23 protein-coding genes are annotated in these 24,312 nt (G+C 72.0%); 17 read left to right on the top strand and 6 right to left on the bottom strand.

Annotated elements, in window-relative coordinates; translation table 11 throughout:
- The first annotated feature begins 378 nt into the window (after positions 1-378).
- Both B446_RS15295 and B446_RS15290 read left to right on the top strand, forming a co-directional pair.
- Positions 379-1,020: an IclR family transcriptional regulator gene (locus B446_RS15295; protein ID WP_020940352.1), complete on the top strand. Its 642-nt coding sequence runs from the start codon at positions 379-381 to the stop codon at positions 1,018-1,020.
- Between the two features lie 599 nt (positions 1,021-1,619).
- Entirely contained in the window at positions 1,620-2,411 is a 792-nt protein-coding gene (locus tag B446_RS15290; protein WP_020940351.1) for a PDZ domain-containing protein, read from the top strand.
- Between the two features lie 53 nt (positions 2,412-2,464).
- Here B446_RS15290 and B446_RS15285 read toward each other — a convergent pair whose 3' ends face one another.
- Positions 2,465-2,947 carry an Lrp/AsnC family transcriptional regulator gene (locus B446_RS15285; protein ID WP_020940350.1) on the bottom strand — a complete coding sequence of 161 codons (483 nt, stop codon included), beginning with the start codon at positions 2,945-2,947 and terminating at the stop codon, positions 2,465-2,467.
- Between the two features lie 133 nt (positions 2,948-3,080).
- Between B446_RS15285 and hppD the strand changes: the two genes are divergently transcribed.
- Entirely contained in the window at positions 3,081-4,229 is a 1,149-nt protein-coding gene (hppD, locus tag B446_RS15280) for a 4-hydroxyphenylpyruvate dioxygenase (protein ID WP_020940349.1), read from the top strand.
- Positions 4,230-4,262: 33 nt separating this feature from the next.
- A complete protein-coding gene (locus B446_RS15275) occupies positions 4,263-5,120 on the top strand; it encodes a teichoic acid biosynthesis protein C (protein WP_020940348.1) in 858 nt (285 codons plus the stop codon).
- Between the two features lie 21 nt (positions 5,121-5,141).
- Here the strand turns inward: B446_RS15275 and B446_RS15270 are convergent, their stop codons facing one another.
- Positions 5,142-6,632: a tetratricopeptide repeat protein gene (locus tag B446_RS15270; RefSeq protein WP_020940347.1), complete on the bottom strand. Its 1,491-nt coding sequence runs from the start codon at positions 6,630-6,632 to the stop codon at positions 5,142-5,144.
- 92 nt (positions 6,633-6,724) lie between these two features.
- On the opposite strand from B446_RS15270, the gene B446_RS15265 reads away from it, so the two are divergent.
- Positions 6,725-8,140, top strand: a complete 1,416-nt coding sequence (locus B446_RS15265) for an FAD-binding oxidoreductase (RefSeq protein WP_043475652.1) — start codon at positions 6,725-6,727, stop codon at positions 8,138-8,140.
- Positions 8,141-8,157: 17 nt separating this feature from the next.
- Here the strand turns inward: B446_RS15265 and B446_RS15260 are convergent, their stop codons facing one another.
- On the bottom strand, positions 8,158-8,571 hold the full coding sequence (locus B446_RS15260) for an SsgA family sporulation/cell division regulator (RefSeq protein WP_020940345.1): 414 nt from the start codon (positions 8,569-8,571) through the stop codon (positions 8,158-8,160).
- 235 nt (positions 8,572-8,806) lie between these two features.
- Between B446_RS15260 and B446_RS15255 the strand changes: the two genes are divergently transcribed.
- Both B446_RS15255 and B446_RS15250 read left to right on the top strand, forming a co-directional pair.
- Complete coding sequence (locus B446_RS15255) at positions 8,807-10,330, top strand: RDD family protein (RefSeq protein WP_020940344.1); 1,524 nt, start codon at positions 8,807-8,809, stop codon at positions 10,328-10,330.
- A 71-nt stretch (positions 10,331-10,401) separates the two neighbouring features.
- The gene (locus tag B446_RS15250) at positions 10,402-11,181 is read left to right on the top strand and encodes an RDD family protein (protein ID WP_020940343.1); all 780 of its coding nucleotides are present in this window, start codon (positions 10,402-10,404) and stop codon (positions 11,179-11,181) included.
- Between the two features lie 75 nt (positions 11,182-11,256).
- On the opposite strand, the gene B446_RS15245 is transcribed toward B446_RS15250, so the two are convergent.
- On the bottom strand, positions 11,257-11,493 hold the full coding sequence (locus tag B446_RS15245; protein ID WP_020940342.1) for a hypothetical protein: 237 nt from the start codon (positions 11,491-11,493) through the stop codon (positions 11,257-11,259).
- A gap of 375 nt (positions 11,494-11,868) precedes the next feature.
- On the opposite strand from B446_RS15245, the gene B446_RS15240 reads away from it, so the two are divergent.
- Both B446_RS15240 and B446_RS15235 read left to right on the top strand, forming a co-directional pair.
- Positions 11,869-14,226, top strand: a complete 2,358-nt coding sequence (locus B446_RS15240; protein WP_020940341.1) for an immune inhibitor A domain-containing protein — start codon at positions 11,869-11,871, stop codon at positions 14,224-14,226.
- A gap of 121 nt (positions 14,227-14,347) precedes the next feature.
- Entirely contained in the window at positions 14,348-14,695 is a 348-nt protein-coding gene (locus tag B446_RS15235) for a hypothetical protein (RefSeq protein WP_020940340.1), read from the top strand.
- A gap of 120 nt (positions 14,696-14,815) precedes the next feature.
- Here the strand turns inward: B446_RS15235 and B446_RS15230 are convergent, their stop codons facing one another.
- Positions 14,816-15,409 (bottom strand): nicotinamidase, encoded by a 594-nt coding sequence (locus B446_RS15230; protein WP_020940339.1) that lies wholly within the window; start codon positions 15,407-15,409, stop codon positions 14,816-14,818.
- Between the two features lie 95 nt (positions 15,410-15,504).
- A complete protein-coding gene (locus B446_RS15225; RefSeq protein ID WP_020940338.1) occupies positions 15,505-16,851 on the bottom strand; it encodes a nicotinate phosphoribosyltransferase in 1,347 nt (448 codons plus the stop codon).
- A gap of 7 nt (positions 16,852-16,858) precedes the next feature.
- On the opposite strand from B446_RS15225, the gene clpS reads away from it, so the two are divergent.
- The 8 genes from clpS (at position 16,859) to B446_RS15190 (ending at position 24,088) form a co-directional block, all read left to right on the top strand.
- The gene (gene clpS, locus B446_RS15220; RefSeq protein WP_052352286.1) at positions 16,859-17,224 is read left to right on the top strand and encodes an ATP-dependent Clp protease adapter ClpS; all 366 of its coding nucleotides are present in this window, start codon (positions 16,859-16,861) and stop codon (positions 17,222-17,224) included.
- A 12-nt stretch (positions 17,225-17,236) separates the two neighbouring features.
- Positions 17,237-17,842 (top strand): DUF2017 domain-containing protein, encoded by a 606-nt coding sequence (locus B446_RS15215; protein WP_020940336.1) that lies wholly within the window; start codon positions 17,237-17,239, stop codon positions 17,840-17,842.
- Between the two features lie 352 nt (positions 17,843-18,194).
- Positions 18,195-19,616: an amino acid permease gene (locus B446_RS15210; protein WP_020940335.1), complete on the top strand. Its 1,422-nt coding sequence runs from the start codon at positions 18,195-18,197 to the stop codon at positions 19,614-19,616.
- A 144-nt stretch (positions 19,617-19,760) separates the two neighbouring features.
- Positions 19,761-20,183 carry a Mov34/MPN/PAD-1 family protein gene (locus B446_RS15205; protein ID WP_020940334.1) on the top strand — a complete coding sequence of 141 codons (423 nt, stop codon included), beginning with the start codon at positions 19,761-19,763 and terminating at the stop codon, positions 20,181-20,183.
- 79 nt (positions 20,184-20,262) lie between these two features.
- Entirely contained in the window at positions 20,263-20,358 is a 96-nt protein-coding gene (locus B446_RS40950; protein ID WP_020940333.1) for a putative leader peptide, read from the top strand.
- 119 nt (positions 20,359-20,477) lie between these two features.
- Positions 20,478-20,756 carry a MoaD/ThiS family protein gene (locus B446_RS15200; RefSeq protein ID WP_020940332.1) on the top strand — a complete coding sequence of 93 codons (279 nt, stop codon included), beginning with the start codon at positions 20,478-20,480 and terminating at the stop codon, positions 20,754-20,756.
- A gap of 17 nt (positions 20,757-20,773) precedes the next feature.
- Positions 20,774-21,724 carry a PLP-dependent cysteine synthase family protein gene (locus tag B446_RS15195; protein WP_020940331.1) on the top strand — a complete coding sequence of 317 codons (951 nt, stop codon included), beginning with the start codon at positions 20,774-20,776 and terminating at the stop codon, positions 21,722-21,724.
- Between the two features lie 297 nt (positions 21,725-22,021).
- The gene (locus B446_RS15190) at positions 22,022-24,088 is read left to right on the top strand and encodes a putative Ig domain-containing protein (protein ID WP_020940330.1); all 2,067 of its coding nucleotides are present in this window, start codon (positions 22,022-22,024) and stop codon (positions 24,086-24,088) included.
- The last annotated feature ends 224 nt before the right edge of the window (positions 24,089-24,312 follow it).

Here is a 24,312-nt window from a genome sequence, read left to right as displayed (position 1 = left end):
GCCGGGGATGGCCGAACCCCGCTCCCACCGGCCCCGCACCCACACGGTCATTCGCTCGCCCAGTCGTCCGTCGCCAGCATGTTCGGGCAGGCGGAACGACCTGCCCGGTGTGCGTATCCGGACGAATGCAGGCAGGCCGGAACCACTCTTGCCCGGATTCTGGACGGAGGCTTCCGCTCAGCGAACCGGCTTCGCTAGTGTCCCGCTACGCACACGCCCCGTGGCAGCGCCGCCGCGGAGCGCAGCCGTGAAGCGACATGGCCCGGAGCCGCCGGGCGTCCTGCCGATCGGCGGCCTCTGAAGCGCGTCGCCGTCGGGACCCGGTGACGCATACGTCGCCCAGGGGTCGCCGACCTCACCGCCGAAGGAGTGGGCGTCGTGACCGCGGAGACCTCCCAGACGCTCGACCGGGGACTGCGTGTCCTCAAGCTGCTTGCCGACACCGACCACGGGCTGACCGTCACCGAGCTTTCCAACAAGCTGGGCGTGAACCGGACCGTGGTGTACCGCCTGCTCGCCACGCTGGAACAGCACGCGCTGGTGCGCCGCGACCTGGGCGGGCGGGCCAGGGTCGGTCTGGGAGTGCTGCGCCTCGGTCGTCAGGTGCACCCGCTGGTGCGGGAGGCCGCGCTGCCCGCTTTGCGCGCGCTCGCCGAGGACATAGGGGCGACGGCGCACCTGACGCTGGTGGACGGGACGGAGGCGCTGGCCGTCGCCGTGGTCGAGCCGACGTGGACGGACTACCACGTGGCCTACCGGGCCGGTTTCCGGCATCCGCTGGACCGCGGGGCCGCCGGCAAGGCGATCCTCTCCGCCCGGCAGTCGCCGTCCGGCGATCCCGGGTACACCCTGACGCACGGTGAGCTGGAGGCCGGGGCGAGCGGGGCCGCCGCGCCCCTCGTGGGAGTGACCGGAGTCGAGGGCAGCGTAGGGGTGGTGATGCTCGCGGACGCCGTCCCGGAGCGGGTGGGGCAGCGGGTGGTCGACGCGGCCCGCGAGGTGGCCGAAGCACTCCGCTGACCGGGCCGCCGGACCCACGCCCGGGTGCCGCCTGGCTCGTACTTGGGGTGCCGCCTTACCCGGGCCCGGGTGCCGCCCGGCTCGCGTCCGGGTGCCGCCTGGCTCGCGTCCCGGTGCCGGCAGGCTCGTGCCCGGGTGCCGGCAGGCGCGCCCGCGGGTGCCGTCCGGCTCGCGTCCGGGTGCCGGCCCGCCCATGGATGCCGCCAGGCCCACGCCCGCGTGCCGCCTGGCTCGCGCCCGCGTGCCGCCAGGCCCACGCCCGCGTGCCGCCTGGCTCGCGCCCGGATACCAGCAGGCCCGTGCCGGGTGCCGCCTGGCTGGCCCCCGGGCGCCGCCCGTATCGCGCCCGGACGCCAGCAGACCCGCGCCCGATGCCAGCAGGCCCGCGCCGGGTGCCGGCAGGCCCGCCCACGGGTGCCGTCCGGCTCGCGCCCAGGTGCCGCCGGGATCGTGCCCGCATACCAGCTAGGCCCGCGCCGGGTGCCGGCAGGCCCGCCCCGGGTGCCGCCCGGCCCCCTCCCGTGTGCCGCATGCGCACACCCAGGGGCGGGACGCCTGCGCCGCTCGGGAGGCGGTCGGCCGTCACGTAGATTGATTCCGTGCTCTCACGTCTCACGCGTTCCCAGGCCGTCGCCGTCTGCGCCCTGCCCGTCGTCGCGCTGCTCGCCACGGCCGTGTTCGCGCCGCTGCCGTTCTCGCTGGCGCAGCCCGGGCTGACGGCGGACGTGCTGGGCAAGCACCAGGGCACGCCGGTGATCACCGTCTCCGGGGCGCCGACCCGGACGACCAGCGGTCAGCTGCGGATGGTGACCATCGTGGCGACCGGCCCGGACGCCCGGGTCTCGCTCGGGGACGTCTTCGACAACTGGTTCCGCCCGGACCGTGCCGTGATGCCGCGCGACGCCGTCTACCCGAGCGGCAACAGCGTCAAGGAGATCGAGAAGCACAACGCCGAGCAGATGCAGCAGTCGCAGGACGCGGCGACCCAGGCGGCGCTGAAGTACCTGCACCTGAGCGCCGACAAGGTCAAGGTCAGGCTGAAGCTCGCCGACGTGGGCGGCCCGAGCGCGGGGCTGCTGTTCACCCTGGGGATCATCGACAAGCTGGACGGCGACGGCAGCGGCGGTGACCTCACCGGGGGCCGTGACATCGCCGGTACGGGCACCATCGACGCCGCCGGCAAGGTCGGCGCGGTGGGCGGGGTGGCCCTGAAGACCCAGGCCGCGCGGCGGGACGGTGCCACCGTCTTCCTGGTGCCGAAGGCCGAGTGCGCCGATGCCAGGTCCGAGCTGCCGAAGGGGCTGCGGCTGGTCCCGGTGACCACGTTGAACGGCGCGGTCGACGCACTGCGGGCGCTGGAGAAGGGTAAGGGCCCGGTTCCCAGCTGCTAGGCGACGTTAAGGGCAACGACGACGCCGTGCGCGCGGGGCAGATCAGTGCCCGCTCAGGCCCCCTCCGCCGCGTCCCCGGCGGCCTGTTCCACCAGCGGGATGACCCGCAGCGGGACCGGGTTCTCCATCACGATCGCGGTGGACGCCCGGACGATGCCCTCGAAGCCGACGACCAGGTCGATCACCCGCTGCAGATCGGCGTTCGAGCGCGCCACCAGCCGGCACAGCATGTCCCCGCTGCCGGTGGTCGTCAGCAGCTCCAGCACCTCGGGCACCGTCGCCAGGTGGGCCCGGACGTCCGCCCCCTGGCCCTGCCTGATCTGGAGCGTGGCGAACGCCGTGACCGGGTAGCCGAGGGCCGCCGGGTCCACCTGCGGGCCGAAACCGCGGATCACCCCGTTCGACTGGAGCCGGTCGAGCCGCGCCTGGACCGTCCCCCGGGCCACCCCCAGCCGCCGCGACATCTCCAGCACGCCGATGCGCGGCTCCCGGGCCAGCAGCACGATGATCCGCCCGTCCAGACGATCGATCGCCACGGTCCCGCCCGCCTCCTCTCCGGGGTGGTCATCCTGTACAGAAAGACCGCCGGTGCGGCCCTACCGCTGAACACATTGCCCAGTGAACACGCAAACTATTGCGCACCTTGCAGACCGGGGCCACCCTTCCGACATGACGCAGACCACACACCTCACTCCCGACGCGACCGCCCGGCAGGCCGACCCCTTCCCGGTCAAGGGAATGGACGCGGTCGTCTTCGCCGTGGGCAACGCCAAGCAGGCGGCGCACTACTACTCCAGCGCCTTCGGCATGAAGCTGGTCGCCTACTCCGGACCGGAGAACGGCAGCCGCGAGACCGCCAGCTACGTGCTCGAGAACGGCTCCGCCCGCTTCGTCCTCACCTCGGTCATCAAGCCGTCCACCCCCTGGGGCCACTTCGTCGCCCAGCACGTGGCCGAGCACGGCGACGGCGTCATCGACCTGGCCATCGAGGTCCCGGACGCCCGCGCCGCCTACGCCTACGCCATCGAGCACGGCGCCTCCTCGGTGGCCGAGCCGTACGAGGTGAAGGACGAGCACGGCACCGTCGTCCTCGCCGCCATCGCCACCTACGGCGAGACCCGCCACACCCTGGTCGAGCGCAGCGGCTACGACGGCCCCTACCTGCCCGGTTACGTCGCCGCGCAGCCGATCGTCGAGGCGCCCGCCCGCCGTACCTTCCAGGCGATCGACCACTGCGTCGGCAACGTCGAACTCGGCAAGATGGACGAGTGGGTGGCGTTCTACAACAACGTCATGGGCTTCACGAACATGAAGGAGTTCGTGGGCGACGACATCGCCACCGAGTACAGCGCGCTGATGTCGAAGGTCGTCGCGGACGGCACCCTCAAGGTGAAGTTCCCGCTCAACGAGCCCGCGATCGCCAAGAAGAAGTCCCAGATCGACGAGTACCTGGAGTTCTACGGCGGCCCCGGCGTCCAGCACATCGCGCTGGCCACCAACGACATCGTGCAGACGGTGCGCACCATGCGCGCGGCCGGCGTCGAGTTCCTCAGCACCCCCGACTCGTACTACGACACCCTCGGCGAGTGGGTCGGCGACACCCGGGTGCCGATCGAGACTCTCCGGGAACTGAGGATCCTGGCGGACCGTGACGAGGACGGGTACCTTCTGCAGATCTTCACCAAGCCGGTCCAGGACCGGCCGACCGTGTTCTTCGAACTGATCGAGCGGCACGGCTCGATGGGCTTCGGCAAGGGCAACTTCAAGGCGCTCTTCGAGGCCATCGAGCGCGAGCAGGAGAAGCGGGGCAACCTGTAGGACCCGGGGTCCCGCCCGGCGCGAGGGGGGACCGTGGCGGAGCACATCGACCTCGCCGCGCCGGCCGTGTGCCGGCTGCGGGAGCGGGCGACGCTCCGGGAGCCCACGGTCCTCCAGTCCTTCGCGTTCGACGAGGTGCACCGCCACCTCTACGTCCTCCAGGTCGCCCGGGGCGGCCTGGCGGACGGTGACCTGTGTTTGAACCGCCTGGACATGGAGGGCCGGCGGCTCGGCCACATGTACCTCAAGGGGTTCGGGCACGGCGTCAGCATGGGCGTGCAGAACGACCCCGACGGCACGGTCTGGATCTGGACCGAGGCCGACGCCCTGCACGGCTTCGGCCGGGGCGTCACCCGGTTCCGGTTCGCCGCCGGCGCCACCCGCACCACCCGCGACGTCAAGGTCCGCCACCCCGTCGAGGGATCCCGCAACAACCAGCCCACGCTCTGCGCGGCCACCCGCCGCCTGGCGATCCGCTACCGCGTGCGGAACGTCCCGCGCTACCGCGTCTGGGACCTCGCCGCCTTCGTCGCCCGCGACTACGCGAACCCGCTCGCCGACTTCCCGCAGACCGGCGCCCACCCCGACCCGGCGGTCCCCTTCCAGGGCTACGCGCTGCACGGCGACCACCTCTACCAGCTCGCCGGCAGCGCCTACGACGCCCGGACCAACCCGCCCGCCCGCCACGGCAACGCGTACCTGTCCTGCCTCGACATCCGCACCGGCGCCCTGCTGGCCGCCCACCGCACCGGAGCGGGCCACACCCTGAGTCACCGCGAGCCCGAGGGCCTGGCGGTCACGCGCACCGGCGGCCCCCGCCTGTACCTGGGCCTCGCCTCCGGCGAGCCCGGAGCGCGCCGGTTCTCCCTGTACTGCAAACCCGGGCCCTGAGACCCGGGTGCACGGCACGACCTAGTCGTCCGCGCCGGGCAGCGGCTCGTCGGGCACGTCCCCCAGCTCCCGCAGCGCAGCCCGGGCCTCGGGAGCCCGCAGCGGCGAGAAGTACGGGTTGATCCGCAGCGCCTCCTGCAGATGGCGCCGGGCCGGACCCGGCCGGTCCGTCTCGCGCTCGATCATGCCCAGGTGGAAGGCGTACAGCGCACTGCGCACCCCGCCGCCCTTCGCCTTGTCCGTGGCGATCGAGGCGTACTTCAGCGCCTCCTGGTCGTCACCGGCCCGGTGCAGCGCCCAGCCGAGCGCGTCGGCCACCTCGATCCCCGGCTGGCGGCGCCACTCCTCCTCCAGCCGCACCACCGCGTCCTGCGCGTCGCCGTGGTCCGCCTCGTACTGGCCGATCAGCAGCTCCTCGTCCACCCCGCCGTCGACCGACCGCTCCACCCGCTCCCGCATCAGCTCGTACTGCTCGCGCGCGGAGGAGAACCGGCCCAGCGACTCGTACAGCTCGCCCAGTTCCAGGGTGACCCGGGGGTCCGGCTGCCCGGCGAGCGCCGCCCGGTAGGCGGTCAGCGCCTCGTCGGCGCGACCCAGCGCGGCCAGCGCCCGGCCCTTCCCGGCCAGCGCCGCCCACCGGCCGGGATCGACCCGTACGGCCGCCTCGAAGTGCCGCAGCGCGTCCTCCCGGTCGCCGCGCTCCCAGGCGAGCTGCCCCACCCCGGTCAGATAGGCGCCCTGCTCGGGGGGTGTCCGGGCGGTCGACGCCGCGTCCGTCAGCTGGGCCACGGCGTCCTCGCGCCAGCCCCGGTCCCGGTACACCGCCGACGCCCGGGCCATCACGGCGGGCCGGGCGGCCACCCCCGGCCGCAGCGCCAGCAGCTTGTCCAGGGCGCCCCGGGCCGCCTTGTAGTCACCGAGCCCCGTGTAGGCGTCGATCAGCGGCGGATACGCCGTCCACCGCTTCGGCGTCAGCTTCAGCGCCTGCTCGCCGTACCGTTTCGCCGCCGCGAAGTCGCGGCGGGCGTTGGCCAGCGCGGCCAGCCCGCCCAGCGCCTCGGCGTTGCCGCCGGCGCGCACCTGGATGGACGTCGTCAGCGCCCGCTCCGCCTTCGGGTAGTTCGCGGGGTCGGCGCTCACCCGCCCGCGCTCCACGTACGCCGTCCCCAGCACCGCCCAGGCACGGGCGTCCTGGGGACGCGCCCGTACCCGGCCCTCCTGCTGCCCGATCAGCGCCGTCAGGTCGGGCAGCGCGGCCGGCACCCCCGAGGTCAGCGCGGCCAGCGCCAGCGCCAGCGCCTGCGGCTGGGTCCGGGGGCCCGCGGCGGGCGGCGGCGGCACCGCCCGGCGCTCCGGCTCGTCCGGGACCGTCGCCAGCACCGCGCCCGCCGCCGCCCCGCCCGCGAGCGCGACGGCCAGCACACCGAGCGGCCACCGGCGCCCGCGGCGCGGCGGCGGCCCGGCCGCCGGGGACGTGCCGGGAGCGGAGGGGCCGTACTGTCGGATCTCCATACCGCTCACTGTGCGCCAGCGTGACGGGCCCGCCCGGGTGGCCCAAGGACGGCACGGACGGGGTTCACACCGATGGCCCCGAGTGACACGCTGTGATCATGAGCCGTATCGAAGCGCATCGCGACACCGATGCTGTGGCACCCGGTAACCTCACCGACCGGCTCCTGGCCGGCCTGCCCGTCGAGGCCGTCCTCGTCGACCCCGACGTCACCACCTCCTACGCCAACGACATGGCCAGCTTCTGCCCGGCCGGGGCCCCGGCCGTGGTCGTGCTGCCGCGCACCGTCGAACAGGTCCAGCACGTGATGCGCACCGCCAGTGAGCTGCGCGTCCCGGTGGTCCCGCAGGGGGCCCGCACGGGCCTGTCCGGCGGCGCCAACGCCACCGAGGGCTGCATCGTGCTGTCCCTGACGAAGATGGACCGCATCCTGGAGATCAGCCCGGTGGACCGGATCGCGGTGGTCGAACCGGGCGTGATCAACGCGGCCCTCTCCCGCGCGGTGGAGGAACACGGCCTCTACTACCCGCCGGACCCCTCCAGTTGGGAGATGTGCACCATCGGAGGGAACATCGGCACGGCCTCGGGCGGGCTGTGCTGCGTGAAGTACGGCGTGACCGCCGAGTACGTGCTGGGCCTGGACGTCGTCCTCGCCGACGGCCGTCTGATGTCCACCGGGCGGCGCACCGCGAAGGGCGTGGCGGGCTACGACCTGACCAGGCTCTTCGTCGGCTCCGAGGGTTCGCTCGGCATCGTCGTGCGGGCGGTCCTGGCGCTGCGGCCGAAGCCGCCTCGCCAGCTCGTCCTGGCCGCCGAGTTCGCCTCGGCGGCCGCCGCCTGCGACGCCGTGTGCCGGATCATGGAGGGCGGTCACGTCCCGTCCCTCCTCGAACTGATGGACCGTACGACCGTCAAGGCGGTCAACGACCTCGCCCACATGGGTCTCCCGGAGACCACCGAGGCGCTGCTGCTGGCCGCCTTCGACACCCCCGACCCCGCCGCCGACCTGGCCGCCGTCGGCGCGGTGTGCGAGGCGGCGGGCGCCACCCAGGTGGTACCGGCCGAGGACGCCGCCGAGTCCGACCTGCTGCTCCAGGCCCGGCGGCTCTCGCTGACCGCGCTGGAGGCGGTGAAGGGCACGACGATGATCGACGACGTGTGCGTGCCGCGCTCCCGGCTCGGCGCGATGCTCGAAGGGGTCGAGCGGATCGCCGGGAAGTACGACCTCACCATCGGCGTCTGCGCGCACGCCGGGGACGGCAACACCCACCCCACCGTCTGCTTCGACGCCGCCGACCCGGACGAGTCCCGGCGGGCCCGCGAGTCCTTCGACGAGATCATGGCCCTCGGCCTGGAACTCGGCGGCACCATCACCGGCGAACACGGCGTCGGCGTGCTGAAGAAGGAGTGGCTGGCCCGGGAGATCGGTCCGGTCGGCGTGGAGATGCAGCGCGCGGTGAAGCAGGTCTTCGACCCGCTCGGCATCCTCAACCCCGGCAAGCTGTTCTGACCCCCCTGAGGGGGCGCTCACCGGGCGAACAGCTCGTCGAGGGCGCCGTCCAGGCCCAGCCGCCCGGCCTCGCTGCCCGGGGGCACCGCGCGCAGCGTCCGCTCCAGCCAGGCCGACACCTGGGCGGCCGGTGCCTCCAGCAGGGCGTCCCCGTCGGGGGAACTCAGCGCCATCAGCACGACGCCGCGTCCGTCGACCTTGGTCGGCCACACCCGCACATCGCCGTGCCCGCACGGCCGGAACACCCCCTCCACCAGCAGTTCCCGGGCGAACGTCCAGTCGACGGGGTGCTCGGAGTCGATGTGGAAGGCGACGTGGACGGCGTAGGGGTCGTCGGAGCGGTAGCCCAGCCGGGCCGGCACCGGCACGCTGCGCTCGGGGGACAGAACGAGCTTCAGCTCCAGCTCCCGCTCCACCACGGTGTGATCCATGATCTGTGTTTCCTTCCTGCCGGGGCCGCCCTGAGTGGGCCGGTACCCGGAGAGAGGCGGCGAAGGCGCTGCCATTACGCGGGTTCCGGGAAGTTCTTCGGCTCGGACCGGGGGAGCGGAGGCACGGCGTCGCCCGGAAAGGGGTGGGTACGGCGGGACTGGCGGTGTGGCATGCCCCGGTCTGATAGATGTGGAGGCTCCCATCCCACCCCCGAGCAGATACGGGACGACGGACATGAGCGCCCCAACCCCGGCCCCCGGTGACGACAGGCCCCGTGAGGGCTACTACCCGGACCCCTCCATCCCCGGGTACGTGCGGTACTGGAACGGCGCCTCCTGGGTGCCGGGCACCAGCCGGCCGGCGCCCGCGGACGGCAGCCCGCTCAGCCCGCCGCCCGGCGCCCGCCCCGCGGCCCCGCCCGTCGAGGAGACGGGCCCGCACTTCTTCGACGAGGACCCCGGGCCGGGTGCGGGCGCGGGCGGTCAGGCGTCCGGGTGGGGCGACCAGGGCGACGCGCGGCTCGGACAGCACGCACCGCACGGACCGTACGAGCGGCCCGGATTCGGCGCCGATCCGAGGGCCGCCGCGCAGGGCCCGGCCCAGCCGGCCGGCCACGCGGCCCGCACCGACGGCACCGCCTCGATCCCGCCCACGGACGACGACGGCCCCGACCCCGGGGGCACGTTCATCTTCCGCCGTCCGGTCCCGGGCCCCGCGGCCGTCAGGGACGACTCCGCGCCGCCCTTCGGCCCGGCACCGGGGCAGGGCCGGGCGGGCGGCGAGGCGGGCGCGGCGGCACCGGGCGGGCAGCCGTCCGCACCGGCCGGCGCCGGTGGTTTCGCCGCCCAGGGCCCGGGCGGGGCGGCACCCGCCGGGGCGGCACCGGGCGGCCCGGGAGCGGCCGGTCCCGGCGCGCAGGGCCCGGTCGGGGTCCCGGGGCAGTCCCCGGCGGCTGCGGGCCCCGGTTTCGGGGCCGGGAAGGCGGCCGCCGCTCGGGCCGCCGCCGCGCAGACACCCCAGGCAGCGCCCTCGGCCGTGGCCCCCGCGGTACCGCAGCAGACGCCGCCGCCGCAGGGCGGGCAGCAGGGTGGCAGGCAGGGCGGCCCGCAGCAGGTACCGGCGCCCGGCACCCCGCTGACCTCGGGCCCCGGCGGCGGCCAGAGTTCCTGGGCGCAGCAGGTGCACCGGCTGGCCGGGGGCGCGGACGAGCAGCCCGTGGCGCCCTGGAAGCCGCCCGTCGAGGACGTGTTCCAGGCGGCCGCCCGCCGGCAGGCCGCGGCCCGTCCGGCCGGTCTGGGCAAGCGGCTGGCCGCCCGTCTGGTCGACAGCCTGGTCATCGGCGCCGTCACCGCCGCCGCCGCGGTCCCGCTCGGCACCCGGGCGGTCGACCACGTCCAGCGGAAGATCGACGAGGCGAAGCTGTCCGGCCGCACCGTCACCGTGTGGCTGATCGACGGCACGACCGGCACCTCGCTCGCCGTCGTGCTCGGCGTCCTGCTGGTCTTCGGCGTCCTCTACGAGGTGCTGCCCACGGCCAGGTGGGGCCGCACGCTGGGCAAGAAGCTGTGCGGTCTCGAGGTGCGGGACATCGAGGCGCACGAGCCCCCGGGGTTCGGCGCCGCCCTGCGCCGCTGGCTGGTCTACAGCGTCCCCGGCCTGCTCGGCATCGGCGTCGTCGGCGTGCTGTGGTGCGTGTTCGACCGGCCCTGGCGCCAGTGCTGGCACGACAAGGCGGCCCACACCTTCGTCGCCGACTGAGCGGGCGAGCCCGTCCCCCGTACGGCCGCCCGCCGGATGCGGGGGAGGGCGGTTCGCGGTGCACTCGGGCCATGAGCAGCGAACCGCCCCCCGGCTCCGGAGAGCAGCCTCCGGAGGACGACCCGTTCAGGAAGAGGCCCCCGTCGGAGCAGGGGTCGGGCTCGCCGTACGACGCTCCGTACGGCGACCGGCAGCCCCCGCCGCCCGGTGGTCAGCCGCCACCCCCGGGCGCCCCGCCCCCCGGCGGCGGACAGGAGCCCCCGCCCGGCGGCTGGCAGCCCCCGCCCTACGGGGGCGCGCAGCCCCCGCCACCCGGCGGCGGTCCCTACGGGGGCGGTGGTCCCTACGGCGGCGGCCCCTACGGTGCCGGGGGGCAGGGCTACCCCGCCGACCCCCTCGCCGGCATGCCGCCACTCGCCGACAGCGGCAGGCGGACCCTCGCGCGCATCATCGACATGATCCTCGTCGGGATCGTCGTGTGGCTGCTCACCCTGGTGTTCGGCGTCCGCGCGTACACCGTCAACGGCACCGGGAGCGAGGTGGCCCGCTCCGTCGGGCAGTCCGTCATCGCCGCGGTCTGCTACGTCGCCTACGACACCTTCCTGATCGCCAGGACGGGGCAGACCCTCGGCAAGAAGCTGCTCAAGATGCGGGTGGCCAACCTCGACAACGGCTCCACCCCGGCCACCCAGACCTCGCTGAACCGGGCCCTGGTGCTGTGGCTGCCGTTCGCCTTCTGCTGCGCCTGCGTCTGGACGGCGATCTGCGGCGGCTGGAGCTTCTTCGACCGGCCGTACAAGCAGGGACTGCACGACAAGGCGGCCAAGACGGTGGTGGTCAGCACCCGTTGACGACCGGCGGGTACGAGAGCGGCGGTTCCGGAACGGTCACGGAACCGCCGCTCTCGTACGTGCCGGCCGCGGGGGTCAGAGCGCCGTGGGCACGCGTTCCTGCTCGCGGGCGCCCTGGGCAGCGGTCTCGGCGGCCCGCGTCCGGGGCAGCGGGACCGTCATGGCCACCAGCAGACCCAGGGCGAGCGCGGCCAGGGCGATGACGGCGATCCCGAGGCCCGAACTCGTCTGCGACAGCAGCAGCATGGCGAGCGTCGAGAAGATCACGGTGCAGGAACCGTAGGCGAGCTGTGCGGGGGTCGGACGAGGCATGGCAATCGTGTCCTCGGAAGCTGGTTGCCTGGATGTCGGGAGGGTGCCAGTGGACTCTATTCGCGTGCATGCCCGAACCCGACGCTTGGTAAGCGTGACCTAACCCACGGTGCCGGTGCACAGGGGGCGCACGGAGTCATGTGTCCCGCCAACTGGACGGCGGCACGCGCCCGCCGGGGGTCGGCCGGACGTTCGTAAAACGAACGTCGTCTCCGCATAACGCACTTGTCCTGCTCAAGTCAAGATCTGTCTTTTCTTCTAAACCTCTAGTCAAATGTCGTCACTTGATTACAACGCGTTGATCGTGCGCGCGCGGACCCAACCAACATCGGGGTCCCCTGTCCGAGCGCGCGGCGCGGGGGAGGAACTCATCAAGTGACCAGCAGAACCTGGACGTTCAGAGCCACGGCGATCGGCGTGGCCCTTGCGGCGGCTTCCGCCACCTTCGCGACCTTCGCGGTGGCGGAGGCCAGCACCACCGCCCCGCCGGCCGCCGCGAACCGGCACGACCCGGCTCCGGTGAAGCAGCAGGGCCACGACCTCGACGGCCCGATGAGCAAGACGCAGAAGGCCCAGCGTCAGGAGGCCCTGAACCAGCTCATAGCGGGCAAGGTGAAGGCCAGGGACCGCAACGGCTCCAAGGTCGTCCAGCTCAAGAGCAAGAAGGGCGACAGCAAGTACGTCGAGCTGAGCCGCGAGAAGACCGACAAGATCTTCACCATCCTGGTGGAGTTCGGGGACCAGACGGACCCGAAGTTCGGCGGCACGGCGGGCCCGCGGCACAACAAGATCGCCGCGCCGGACCGCAAGAAGGACAACTCGACGGCCTGGCAGAAGGACTACAACCAGAAGCACTACCAGGACCTGTACTTCGGCACCGGCAAGAAGACCGAGTCGCTGAAGAAGTACTACGAGAAGCAGTCCTCGGGCCGCTACTCGGTCTCCGGTGAGGTCACCGACTGGGTCAAGGTCCCCTACAACGAGGCCCGTTACGGCAACAACGCGTGCGGCCAGACCAACTGCCCGAGCGTGTGGAACGTCGTCAGCGACGGTCTGAAGGCGTGGGTCGCCCAGCAGAAGGCGGCCGGCAAGTCCGACGCCGACATCAAGGCGGACCTGGCCAAGTACGACCAGTGGGACCGCTACGACTACGACGGCGACGGCAACTTCAACGAGCCCGACGGCTACGTCGACCACTTCCAGATCGTGCACGCCGGTGAGGACGAGTCCGCCGGCGGCGGGGCCCAGGGCACCGACGCGATCTGGGCCCACCGCTGGTACGCCTTCGGCACCGACGCCGGCGCCACCGGCCCGGCCGAGAACAAGCTCGGCGGCGCGCAGGTCGGCGACACCGGTGTCTGGGTCGGCGACTACACCATTCAGCCGGAGAACGGCGGCCTCGGCGTCTACGCCCACGAGTACGGCCACGACCTCGGTCTGCCGGACGAGTACGACACCGCGGGCGGCGACAACTCCACCGGCTTCTGGACCCTGATGTCCTCCGGTTCCTGGCTCGGCACCGGCAAGGAGGCCATCGGCGACCTGCCCGGGGACATGAACGCCTGGGACAAGCTGCAGCTGGGCTGGCTGAACTACGACTCCGCCAAGGCCGGCGTCTCCTCCTGGCACAAGCTCGGTGTCGCCGAGTACAACACCAAGTACCGCCAGGCGCTGGTCGTCACGCTGCCGAAGAAGGCCGTGAAGACCCAGATCGTCACCCCGGCGCAGGGTTCCACCCAGTGGTGGAGCGGCAGCGGTGACAACCTCAAGAACACGCTGACCCGTTCGGTGGACCTCACCGGCAAGACGTCGGCCGCCCTCACCCTCGACGGCTGGTACGACATCGAGAAGGACTACGACTTCCTCTACGCCGAGGTGTCGACCGACGGCGGCGCCAACTGGACCGCCCTGGACGGCACGGTGGACGGCCAGGCCATCCCGCGTGACGGCTCCGGCAAGCCGGGCCTGACCGGTTCGGTCGACGCCTACAAGAAGCTGTCGTACCCGCTCGACGCCTACGCGGGCAAGAAGATCGACCTGCGCTTCCGCTACCAGACCGACGGTGGTGTGGCCCTGAAGGGCTTCGCGGCCGACGAGATCACGGTGACGGCCGACGGCACGCCGCTCTTCTCGGACAACGCCGAGAGCGCGGACGCCGCCTGGACCGCGTCCGGCTTCTCCCGCATCGGCGCGTCCTTCACCAAGGAGTACGCGCAGTACTACCTCGCCGAGAACCGCCAGTACGTGTCGTACGACAAGACCCTCAAGGTCGGCCCGTACAACTTCGGCTTCGCCAGCCGTCCGGACTGGGTCGAGCACTACCCGTACCAGAACGGCCTGCTGATCTGGAAGTGGGACACCTCCCAGGCGGACGACAACACGAACGCCACCAACGGTCACCCGGGCACCGGTCTGATCCTCCCGATCGACGCGCACCCGAAGGCGCTGAAGTGGGCCGACGGCACGCTGCTGCGCAACCGCATGCAGGCCTACGACTCGCCGTTCAGCCTGGACGCCACGGACGGCCTCACCCTGCACAAGGCGGACAAGGTCACCAAGATCAAGTCGCAGAAGGGTGTGTCGCTCTTCAACGACCACACCAGCACCTACTACGACAAGACGAACCCGGCCGGTGGCGTCAAGGTCACTGACACCAACACCACCATCAAGATCATCAAGCAGGCGAAGGACGGCTCGACCCTCGAGCTCGAGGTCGGCCGCGCGGTGAAGTAGCGGATATCTCCGCAGGTCAGAAGCGTATCGGCGGTGACCCCCTGGCGGGTCGCCGCCGATCGTGTTTAGGTGCGTCCTGTGACTCGCTTATTGACACCGACCGGAACGGGGATGTGACCGCATGGCCGCAGGAGGCTTCTGCAAGCTGCCGAACGGCTCGGTGGTGGTGGCGCTCAACCTGCCCGGCCTCGGCCCCGCCGGAGGCACCGACGGGGGCACCGCCCGGGTCAGGGTCCTGGTGCTCGCGCAGAACCGCGCCCGCGCCCTGACCCGGCTGCGCAACCTGGGCCTGCGCGCGGTCTACCTGCGGGGCAACGCGGCGCCGCCCAGCCCGGACGAGATCACGGCGGTCCTGCACCACCCGGACGGCCTGATATGGCGCACCGCGCCGGACAACGGCGTCATCGCCACCGAACTGTGGCACCCGATCCGCGCCCTCCTGCGCGGAACGGCGGTGGCCAGGCCCTAGGTACCTGGGCCGTCTCGGAGGCTCGGCCAGGCACCGGGCCGTCCCGGGCGCAGGTCCTGCTGGACCCGGCGTCCGGACCGGGCCCCGGAGCCCGGCTTCCGAACGGCTCCGGACCGGTTCCTAGCCGCTGACCACCGGCTTGCCGGTGAGCTCCACCCCGGCCTCGCGCAGCTCCTCCAGGGCCCGCTCGGTCGTCTCGGGGGCCACGCCGGCCGTCAGGTCCAGCAGGACCTGTGTCCGGAAGCCCTCCCGGGCGGCGTCCAGGGCCGTGGCGCGCACGCAGTGGTCCGTCGCTATGCCGACCACGTCGACCTCGTCGATCTGGCGCTCGCGCAGCCACTCGGCCAGGCTCGCCCCGTTCTCGTCGGTGCCCTCGAAGCCGCTGTAGGCCGCCGAGTAGGCACCCTTGTCGAACACCGCGTCCACCGAACCGGAGGCGACGGCCGGGGCGAAGTTCGGGTGGAAGCCGACGCCCTCCGTGCCCGCGACGCAGTGCGCGGGCCAGGAGCGGACGAAGTCCGGGTTGTCCGCGAAGTGCCCACCGGGTGCGATGTGGTGGTCACGGGTGGCGACGACGTGGCGGTATCCGGCGCCGCCCGCCTGGCCGATCAGCTCGGTGATGGCGGCGGCCACGTCGGCACCGCCGGACACCGCGAGGCTGCCTCCCTCGCAGAAGTCGTTCTGCACGTCTACGACGATCAAGGCGCGGCGCATGCTGGCTGTCCTTCGACTGTGAGTTAAGTAACTGAGCCTAGAGACTTTCCGGCCTCCGCGGGAGGGGGCGTCGGCGGGGCGGACGGCGGACGCGGTCAGCCGTCCGCGCGCCCCCGGACGTACTCCGTCGGCAGGACGGGTTCGCCGCGGGAGAGCTGGGTCGCCGACAGCGGCAGATTGGCCCGCGCGGCGATGTGCCGCTCGCGGGGCGCGTCGAGCGGTTCGCGCGCCACCACCGCGCCCCCCTTGACCAGCGGCACCAGCAGCTGCCGGTCGGCCAGCGCGTCCGGCACCGGCCCGGTGCCGACGACCTCGGCCTCGGCCACCCCGTCCTCGTCCAGCCGCCGGGCCGCCCACTTGCGCCCGCCGACCGAGGACTTGCCCCCGCTGGACTTCTTGGCGACGGGCACCAGCGGTGCCTGCGGGTCGGCGGACCCGGCGCGGGCGACCAGCTTGTAGACCATCGAGCAGGTCGGGTGCCCGGAGCCGGTCACCAGCTGGGTGCCGACGCCGTACGCGTCCACCGGCGCCGCGGCGAGCGAGGCGATGGCGTACTCGTCCAGGTCGGAGGTGACGACGATCTTCGTGCCGGTCGCGCCCAGCTCGTCGAGCTGCTGGCGCACCCGGTGGGCCACCAGCAGCAGGTCCCCGGAGTCGATGCGCACCGCGCCCAGCTCGGGCCCGGCCACCTCCACCGCCGTGCGGACCGCCTCGGCGACGTCGTAGGTGTCCACCAGCAGCGTGGTCCCCCTGCCCAGGGAGTCCACCTGGGCCTGGAAGGCGTCCCGCTCGCGGTCGTGCAGCAGGGTGAAGGCGTGCGCGGAGGTGCCGACGGTGGGGATGCCGTACCGGAAGCCGGCCGCGAGGTCGGAGGTGGTGGCGAAGCCGCCGACGTAGGCGGCTCGCGAGGCGGCCACGGCGGCCAGTTCGTGGGTGCGGCGGGCGCCCATCTCGATCAGCGGGCGGTCACCGGCCGCCGAGGCCATGCGGGAGGCGGCGGCCGCGATCGCGGAGTCGTGGTTGAGGATCGAGAGGATCACGGTCTCCAGCAGCACGCACTCGGCGAACGAGCCCTCGACCCGCATGATCGGGGAGCCGGGGAAGTACACCTCGCCCTCCGGGTAGCCCCAGACGTCACCGGTGAAGCGGTAGTCGGCGAGCCAGTCGCGGGTCTCGTCGTCGACGATGCCCCGCCCGTGCAGGAAGGCCAGCACGGGCTCGTCGAAGCGGAAGTTCTCCACCGCGTCCAGGACGCGCCCGGTGCCGGCCACCACCCCGTAGCGGCGCCCCTCCGGCAGCCGCCGGGTGAAGACCTCGAACACGCTGCGCCGCTCGGCCGTACCGCCCTTGAGGGCGGCCTGCAGCATCGTCAGCTCGTACTGGTCCGTGAAGAGCGCCGTCGACGGGACGTCCACCGGCAGCCCAAGGTCCGCTGTGTTCATGGCAAGCATGCTACCCCCATTTCGTCAGTGTGACGATTTCTGGGCCGCGTGGCAGCATGGCTGTGTGACGTCACCCGCGCCCGTAGAGATCGAACGCACCGAGTCGGCGGAGGAGGTCTTCGCCGTACCCGAGCCCGACGTCCCCTGGGTCACGATCGTCCACAACGACCCGGTCAACCTCATGAGCTACGTGACGTACGTCTTCCAGTCGTACTTCGGGTACACGAAGGACAAGGCCACCAAGCTCATGCTCGACGTCCACCACAAGGGCCGGGCGGTCGTCTCCAGCGGCAGTCGCGAGGAGATGGAACGCGACGTGCAGGCGATGCACGGCTACGGTCTGTGGGCCACCCTCCAGCAGGACCGGAAGTAGCGAACCCGTCAGATGCCCGGACACTTCGAACCGATCCCCGGTGGCGGCGCGGCCGTCGCCCTCGACGACGTCGAGATCTCCATCATCCGGTCGCTGGCCGTCCAGCTCCTGGAGCTGATCGGCCCCGGCCCGGGCGGCGACGCCCCCGAGGACCCGCTCGCCGAGCTGTTCGCCGAGGGGCCGAGCGAGCCGCCCGCCGACCCCGTGCTCAGGAGGCTCTTCCCGGACGCCTACGTCGACCCGGAGCAGGCGCCCGGCACCGCGGCCGAGGCCGAGGAGCGGCGGGCGCACTCCTCCGAGTTCCGCCGCTACACCGAGAACGACCTGCGGGCCGGCAAGCGGGAGAACGCCCTCGTGGTCATCCGCTCGCTGGACGCGCTCGCGCCGGTGGACGAGGGCGGCGCGATCCTCAAGCTGGCCCCCGCGGAGTCCCGGTGCTGGCTCGGTGCCCTCAACGACCTGCGCCTGGCGATCGGTGCCCGGCTGGAGATCACCGACGAGGACGACACCGATCTGCTCTACCGGCTCCCCGACGAGGACCCGCGCAAGCCGATGGTGCTGGCGTACCTCTGGCTCGGCGGTCTCCAGGAGACGCTCGTCACGACCCTCATGTCGTAGTCGCTGCGGATATCGCCCCTTTTGAGCGTCCGCTCAGAGGACGCTCAAATCCGGATAACGATCCCGTCACCGTTGCGGCCTGTTTTGCCGCATTCGAGCGCTCTTTGTCCGGTTCTTCCTGTGGTGTGCGCCACATCGTGCTTCGGTGATCAGTATGGCGGCCGTGATAAATCTTCACGACCGCCCGGCGAACACCACCCATGTTCGGCCGGGTGCGCCACCGAGCCGGCGACCGCCGGCCAGGCACGGGCGGGTCCGCGAAACCCGCCCAGCTCCATCAATCCGGGGGGATCGAAACCCGATCCGAGGCCGACTGAAGGCCCGGTTCGGCATGGAGAAAGGCGCACCACACATGACCTCCGAGAAGAAGGTCACCACTGCCCCTGAGGAGGGGTACGAGCGCGGGCTCGGCAGCCGTCAGGTCCAGATGATCGCGATCGGCGGCGCCGTCGGCGTCGGCTTGTTCCTGGGAGCCGGGGCGAACATCGCCAAGGCCGGACCCAGCCTCATCCTGATGTACGCCCTCGCGGGCGTGATCATCTTCTTCATCATGCGGGCGCTCGGCGAGCTGCTGCTCTACCGCCCGGTCTCGGGCTCCTTCGCGGAGTACTCCCGGGAGTTCCTCGGCCCGTTCTTCGGCTACTTCACCGGCTGGACGTACTGGCTGATGTGGGTGGTCACCGGCATGGCCGAGCTGACGGCCGCGGCCATCTACGTGAACTACTGGTTCCCGGCCGTCCCCCAGTGGGTGACCGCGCTGGTCTTCCTGGTCGTCCTGTTCGTGGCCAACCTGATCTCGGTGAAGCTCTTCGGTGAGATCGAGTTCTGGTTCTCCATGGTCAAGGTCACCGCGCTGATCGGCATGATCGTGATCGGCATCGGTGTGCTGACCTTCGGCTTCAGCGCCGCCGGTGACACGGCCCACGTGGCCAACCTCTGGCAGTTCGACGGCTTCTTCCCCAAGGGCATCGGCTCGTCCCTGATGACCCTGCAGGGCGTCATGTTCGCCTACCTCGCGGTCGAGCTGGTCGGCGTCACCGCCGGCGAGTCCGAGAACCCGGAGAAGACCCTCCCGAAGGCGATCAACACCCTGCCCTGGCGCATCGCGCTGTTCTACGTCGGCGCCCTCACCGTCATCCTGTGCGTGGTGAAGTGGACCGAGTTCGCGGCGGGCGTCAGTCCCTTCGTGAAGGCGTTCGCCGTGATCGGCATCCCGGCCGGCGCCGGCATCGTCAACTTCGTGGTGCTGACCGCGGCCCTGTCCTCCTGCAACTCCGGCATGTACTCCACGGGCCGCATGCTGCGCACCCTGGCCGACAACGGCGAGGCGCCGCGCGTCTTCAGCCGGCTGTCCGCCTCGAAGACCCCCGCGCTCGGCATCACCGTCTCCGTCGCCTTCATGGCGATCGGCGTGGTCCTCAACTACATCGTGCCGGAGAAGGCGTTCGGCTACGTCACCTCCGTCGCCACCGCGGCCGGCATCTGGACCTGGCTCATGATCCTGGTCAGCCACGTCCTCTACCGCCGCGCGGTCGACGCGGGCCGGCTGCCGGCCTCCTCCTTCCCGGCGCCGGGCGGAGCGGTGTGCAGCTGGATCGCCATCGTGTTCCTGCTCTTCGTCACCGGCCTGATCGCGATCGATGCCGAGTCCCGCATCTGCCTCTACGTGATGGCCGGCTGGGCCGCCGCCCTCGCCATCGGCTGGGCGGTCCTGAAGGCCCGCAACCCGCAGGTCACCGAGCGCCGCGAGCCGGAGCTGGAGAAGGTGGGCTGACCACCGGCGCAGACCATCCCAGGACGTCCGGCCGCCGCGGGTACTCGTGGCACCCACGGAGGCCGCCGCTCAGGACGTCCGGCATGTGGGCCGTCCCGTACCACACCTCGGTACGGGACGGCCCACACGCTTATCCTGGCCACCATGCTGACCATCACCCAGGAACTCGTCGACGCGATCGTCGCCCACGCCCGCAAGGACCACCCCGACGAGGCGTGCGGCGTCGTCGCGGGCCCGGCCGGCTCGGACCGCCCCGAGCGCTTCGTCCCCATGCTGAACGCGGCCATGTCGCCCACCTTCTACGAGTTCGACTCGGGCGATCTGCTGAAGCTCTACCGGGAGCTGGACGACCGCGACGAGGAGCCGGTGGTGATCTACCACTCCCACACGGCGACCGAGGCCTACCCCTCCCGCACGGACATCTCCTACGCCAACGAGCCCGGCGCCCACTACGTGCTCGTCTCCACCGCGGACACCGACGGGCTCGGCGACTTCCAGTTCCGCTCCTACCGGATCCTCGACGGCGAGGTCACCGAGGAGGAGGTCAAGGTCGTGGAGGCGTACTGATCTCAGCCCTTGGCTGCGATCGGTCCGGTATGTGGGATCACATTCCAGGAGCCGGACCGGGAATCGATACGATGAGCCCATGGTTCTGAACGACGTGAGCGAGAAGACGCCGGGCATCCTGCTCGTGGCGCGGCTGCACGTCGACCTGTGCAGGCTGAACAGCGCCATCTGTTGACGTTCCCCCACCGCCGTACGGCCGCTGCCGCGGCGCTCTCCCGGTGCCCGAGGTCCGGGGAGACCCCCGGGCGCGCGCACACCGAATCGCCGAAACCTTCCCGACAGGAGCCCGCAACCATGGCCATCGAGGTCCGCATCCCCACCATCCTCCGCACCTACACCGGCGGCCAGAAGGCGGTCGAAGGCACCGGGGAGACCCTCGCCGACCTGTTCGCCGACCTCGAGACCCGCCACACGGGCATCCAGGCCCGCATCGTGGACAACGGCCAGCTGCGCCGCTTCGTCAACGTGTACCTGAACGACGAGGACGTCCGCTTCGTCGACGGCATCGACACCAAGCTGTCCGACGGCGACACCGTGACGATCCTGCCGGCCGTGGCCGGCGGCATGGCCTGATCGGCCGCTGGGCAGCGATGCGCTACGACTCCCCGCTGGCCGCGGTGGGCAACACCCCTCTGGTGCGCCTGCCGCGGCTGTCGCCGTCCGCCGAGGTCCGGATCTGGGCCAAGCTGGAGGACCGCAACCCGACCGGCTCGGTCAAGGACCGCCCGGCCCTGCACATGATCGAACAGGCGGAGAAGGACGGCCGCCTGACCCCGGGGTGCACGATCCTGGAACCCACCTCGGGCAACACCGGCATCTCGCTGGCGATGGCCGCCAAGCTCAAGGGCTACCGCATGGTGTGCGTGATGCCCGAGAACACCTCCCAGGAGCGCCGGGACCTGCTCGGCATGTGGGGCGCCGAGATCATCTCCTCCCCGGCCGCCGGCGGTTCCAACACCGCCGTGCGCGTCGCCAAGGAGCTGTCCGCCGAGCACCCCGACTGGGTGATGCTCTACCAGTACGGCAACCCGGACAACGCGGGCGCGCACTACGCGACGACCGGCCCGGAGATCCTCGCCGACCTGCCGTCCGTCACCCACTTCGTCGCGGGCCTCGGCACCACCGGCACCCTCATGGGCGTCGGCCGCTACCTGCGCGAGCACAAGCCGGACGTGAAGATCGTCGCCGCCGAACCGCGCTACGACGACCTGGTCTACGGTCTGCGCAACCTCGACGAGGGGTTCGTGCCCGAGCTGTACGACGCCTCCGTCCTCACCACCCGCTTCTCGGTCGGCTCCGCCGACGCGGTCACCCGCACCCGGGAACTCCTCCAGCAGGAGGGCATCTTCGCGGGCGTCTCCACCGGCGCCGCCCTGCACGCGGCGATCGGGGTCGGGCGCAAGGCCGTGAAGGCGGGGGAGTCCGCCGACATCGTCTTCGTCGTCGCCGACGGGGGCTGGAAGTACCTCTCCACCGGCGTCTACACGGCCGCCACCACCGAGGAGGCCATCGAGACGCTGCACGGCCAGCTCTGGGCCTGAGGCCCTGGCCGAGGCCGTTCCCGGCGCCGGGAACGGCCCGCATCAAGCCCGTGCCAGCCCCCTCCTATGAGGGGGCCAACCTCATCCTATGGAGGGGCAAAGAATTCCCTCCGGTACTGCCGGTGGCCCCGGGGCCGGGACTACGTTCCTCGCGCACCCTGTCATGTCACGCTCAGCGCGGCGGACGGGGCGTCTGTGAATGTCATGCTCATGACTCGCGGTTCGCCGCCGCTACGCGCGTCACGGGCCTGCCCGACCACTGCGAGAATCCCCACTTCCCCATGGAGGCAGTACCCCATGCGTGAGTCCCGCCCCAGCGGGCGGAGGCGGAGTCTGCGAAGACTCGTCTCCATCGCCCTGCCCGCTCTCGCCCTCACCGTCGCCGGTCTCGTCGCCGCCCCCACTGCAGGCGCCCACACCACGGCGGCACACCCCCACACCGGCAAGGCCACCCAGAACGCCAAGGCCCTGACCGACCCGCAGCGGCAGATCTTCCACTCCACCGGCAAGGCCGGCCAGAAGGTCCCCACGACCCACCTCTGCGCCACCGCCGCACCGGGGCACGCGTCCTGCTTCGCCCAGCGCCGCACCGACATCAGGCAGCGGCTCGCCTCGGCCCTCGCCGCCGCCGCGCCCTCCGGCCTGTCACCGGCCAACCTGCACAGCGCCTACAACCTGCCCACCAGCGGGGGCAGCGGCCTGACGGTCGCCGTGGTCGACGCCTACAACGACCCCAACGCCGAGTCGGACCTGGCCACTTACCGCTCCACCTACGGCCTGTCCGCCTGCACCAAGGCCAACGGCTGCTTCAAGCAGGTCAGCCAGACCGGCTCGACCACCTCGCTGCCCACCAACGACACCGGCTGGGCGGGCGAGGAGGCCCTCGACCTCGACATGGTCAGCGCGGTCTGCCCGAACTGCAACATCGTCCTGGTCGAGGCGAGCTCCGCGAACGACTCCGACCTCGGCATCGCCGAGAACGAGGCCGTCTCCCTCGGCGCCAAGTTCGTCTCCAACAGCTGGGGCGGCAGCGAGTCCTCCACCCAGACCAGCGAGGACACCCAGTACTTCAAGCACCCGGGCGTCGCCATCACCGTCTCCTCCGGTGACTCCGCCTACGGCGCCGAGTACCCGGCGACCTCCCAGTACGTGACCGCCGTCGGCGGCACCGCGCTCAGCACCGCCTCCAACTCCCGCGGCTGGAGCGAGTCGGTGTGGCACACCAGCTCCACCGAGGGCACCGGCTCCGGCTGCTCGGCGTACGACCCCAAGCCGAGCTGGCAGACCGACGCCAGCTGCTCCAAGCGCATGGAGGCCGACGTCTCCGCCGTCGCCGACCCGGCCACCGGTGTGGCGGTCTACGACACCTACGGCGGCTCCGGCTGGGCGGTCTACGGCGGCACCAGCGCCTCCGCCCCGATCATCGCCGGCGTCTACGCCCTCGCGGGCACCCCGGCCTCCGGCGACTACCCGGCGAAGTACCCGTACGCGCACACCGGCAACCTGTACGACGTGACCAGCGGCAGCAACGGCTCCTGCACCACCTCCTACTTCTGCACCGCGCGCACCGGCTACGACGGCCCGACCGGCTGGGGCACCCCGAACGGCACCACCGCGTTCACCGGCGGCACCAGCACCGGCAACACGGTGACGGTCACCAACCCCGGCAGCCAGTCCACCACCACCGGCGGCTCGGTCAGCCTGCAGATCAAGGCCAGTGACAGCGCGGGCGCCGCCCTGACCTACAGCGCCTCGGGCCTGCCCACCGGCCTGTCCGTCAACAGCACCTCCGGCCTGATCAGCGGCACCGCGTCCACCGCGGGCACCTACCAGGTCACGGTCACCGCGACCGACTCCACCGGCGCCTCCGGCGCCACCTCCTTCACCTGGACGGTCGGCGGCTCCGGCGGCACCTGCACCTCGGCGCAGCTGCTGGCCAACCCCGGCTTCGAGTCCGGCAGCACCGGCTGGACCTCCAGCACCGGTGTCATCACCACCGACACCGGTGAGGCGGCCCACGGCGGCTCCTACAAGGCCTGGCTCGACGGCTACGGCTCCGCGCACACCGACACGCTGTCCCAGTCGGTGACCGTCCCGTCCGGCTGCAAGGCCACGTTCACCTTCTACCTGCACGTCGACACCGCGGAGACCGGCAGCACCGCGTACGACAAGCTGACCGTCTCCGCCGGCTCGACCACCCTGGCGACGTACTCGAACGTCAACGCCGCCTCCGGGTACACGCAGAAGACCTTCGACCTGTCCTCGTTCGCGGGTCAGACGGTCACCCTGAAGTTCAGCGGAGTCGAGGACTCCTCCCTCCAGACCAGCTTCGTCGTGGACGACACCGCCCTGACGACCGGCTGATCCGCACGACCCCAGGTCCCGCACGCGAAGGCAGCATCCCGCGTGCGGGACCGCCGCGTCCGCGCGTCCGCGGTAGGCCGCCGGGTCCGGCGGGGCCGACGGGCTGATGGAGCCGACCGGTGCGGAGTGCGCCCGTCCGGTCCGCGGCCGGGTGGGATCCACGGGCGCCCGTGGTACGTCACATCTGCGTCAGGGGGCCGGTCGGCCCGCCACGGCAGAAAGGC

The sequence above is a fragment of the Streptomyces collinus Tu 365 genome, from assembly GCF_000444875.1.
In the GTDB taxonomy this organism is placed as follows: domain Bacteria; phylum Actinomycetota; class Actinomycetes; order Streptomycetales; family Streptomycetaceae; genus Streptomyces; species Streptomyces collinus_A.
This window is presented reverse-complemented; position numbering and strand designations above follow the sequence as displayed.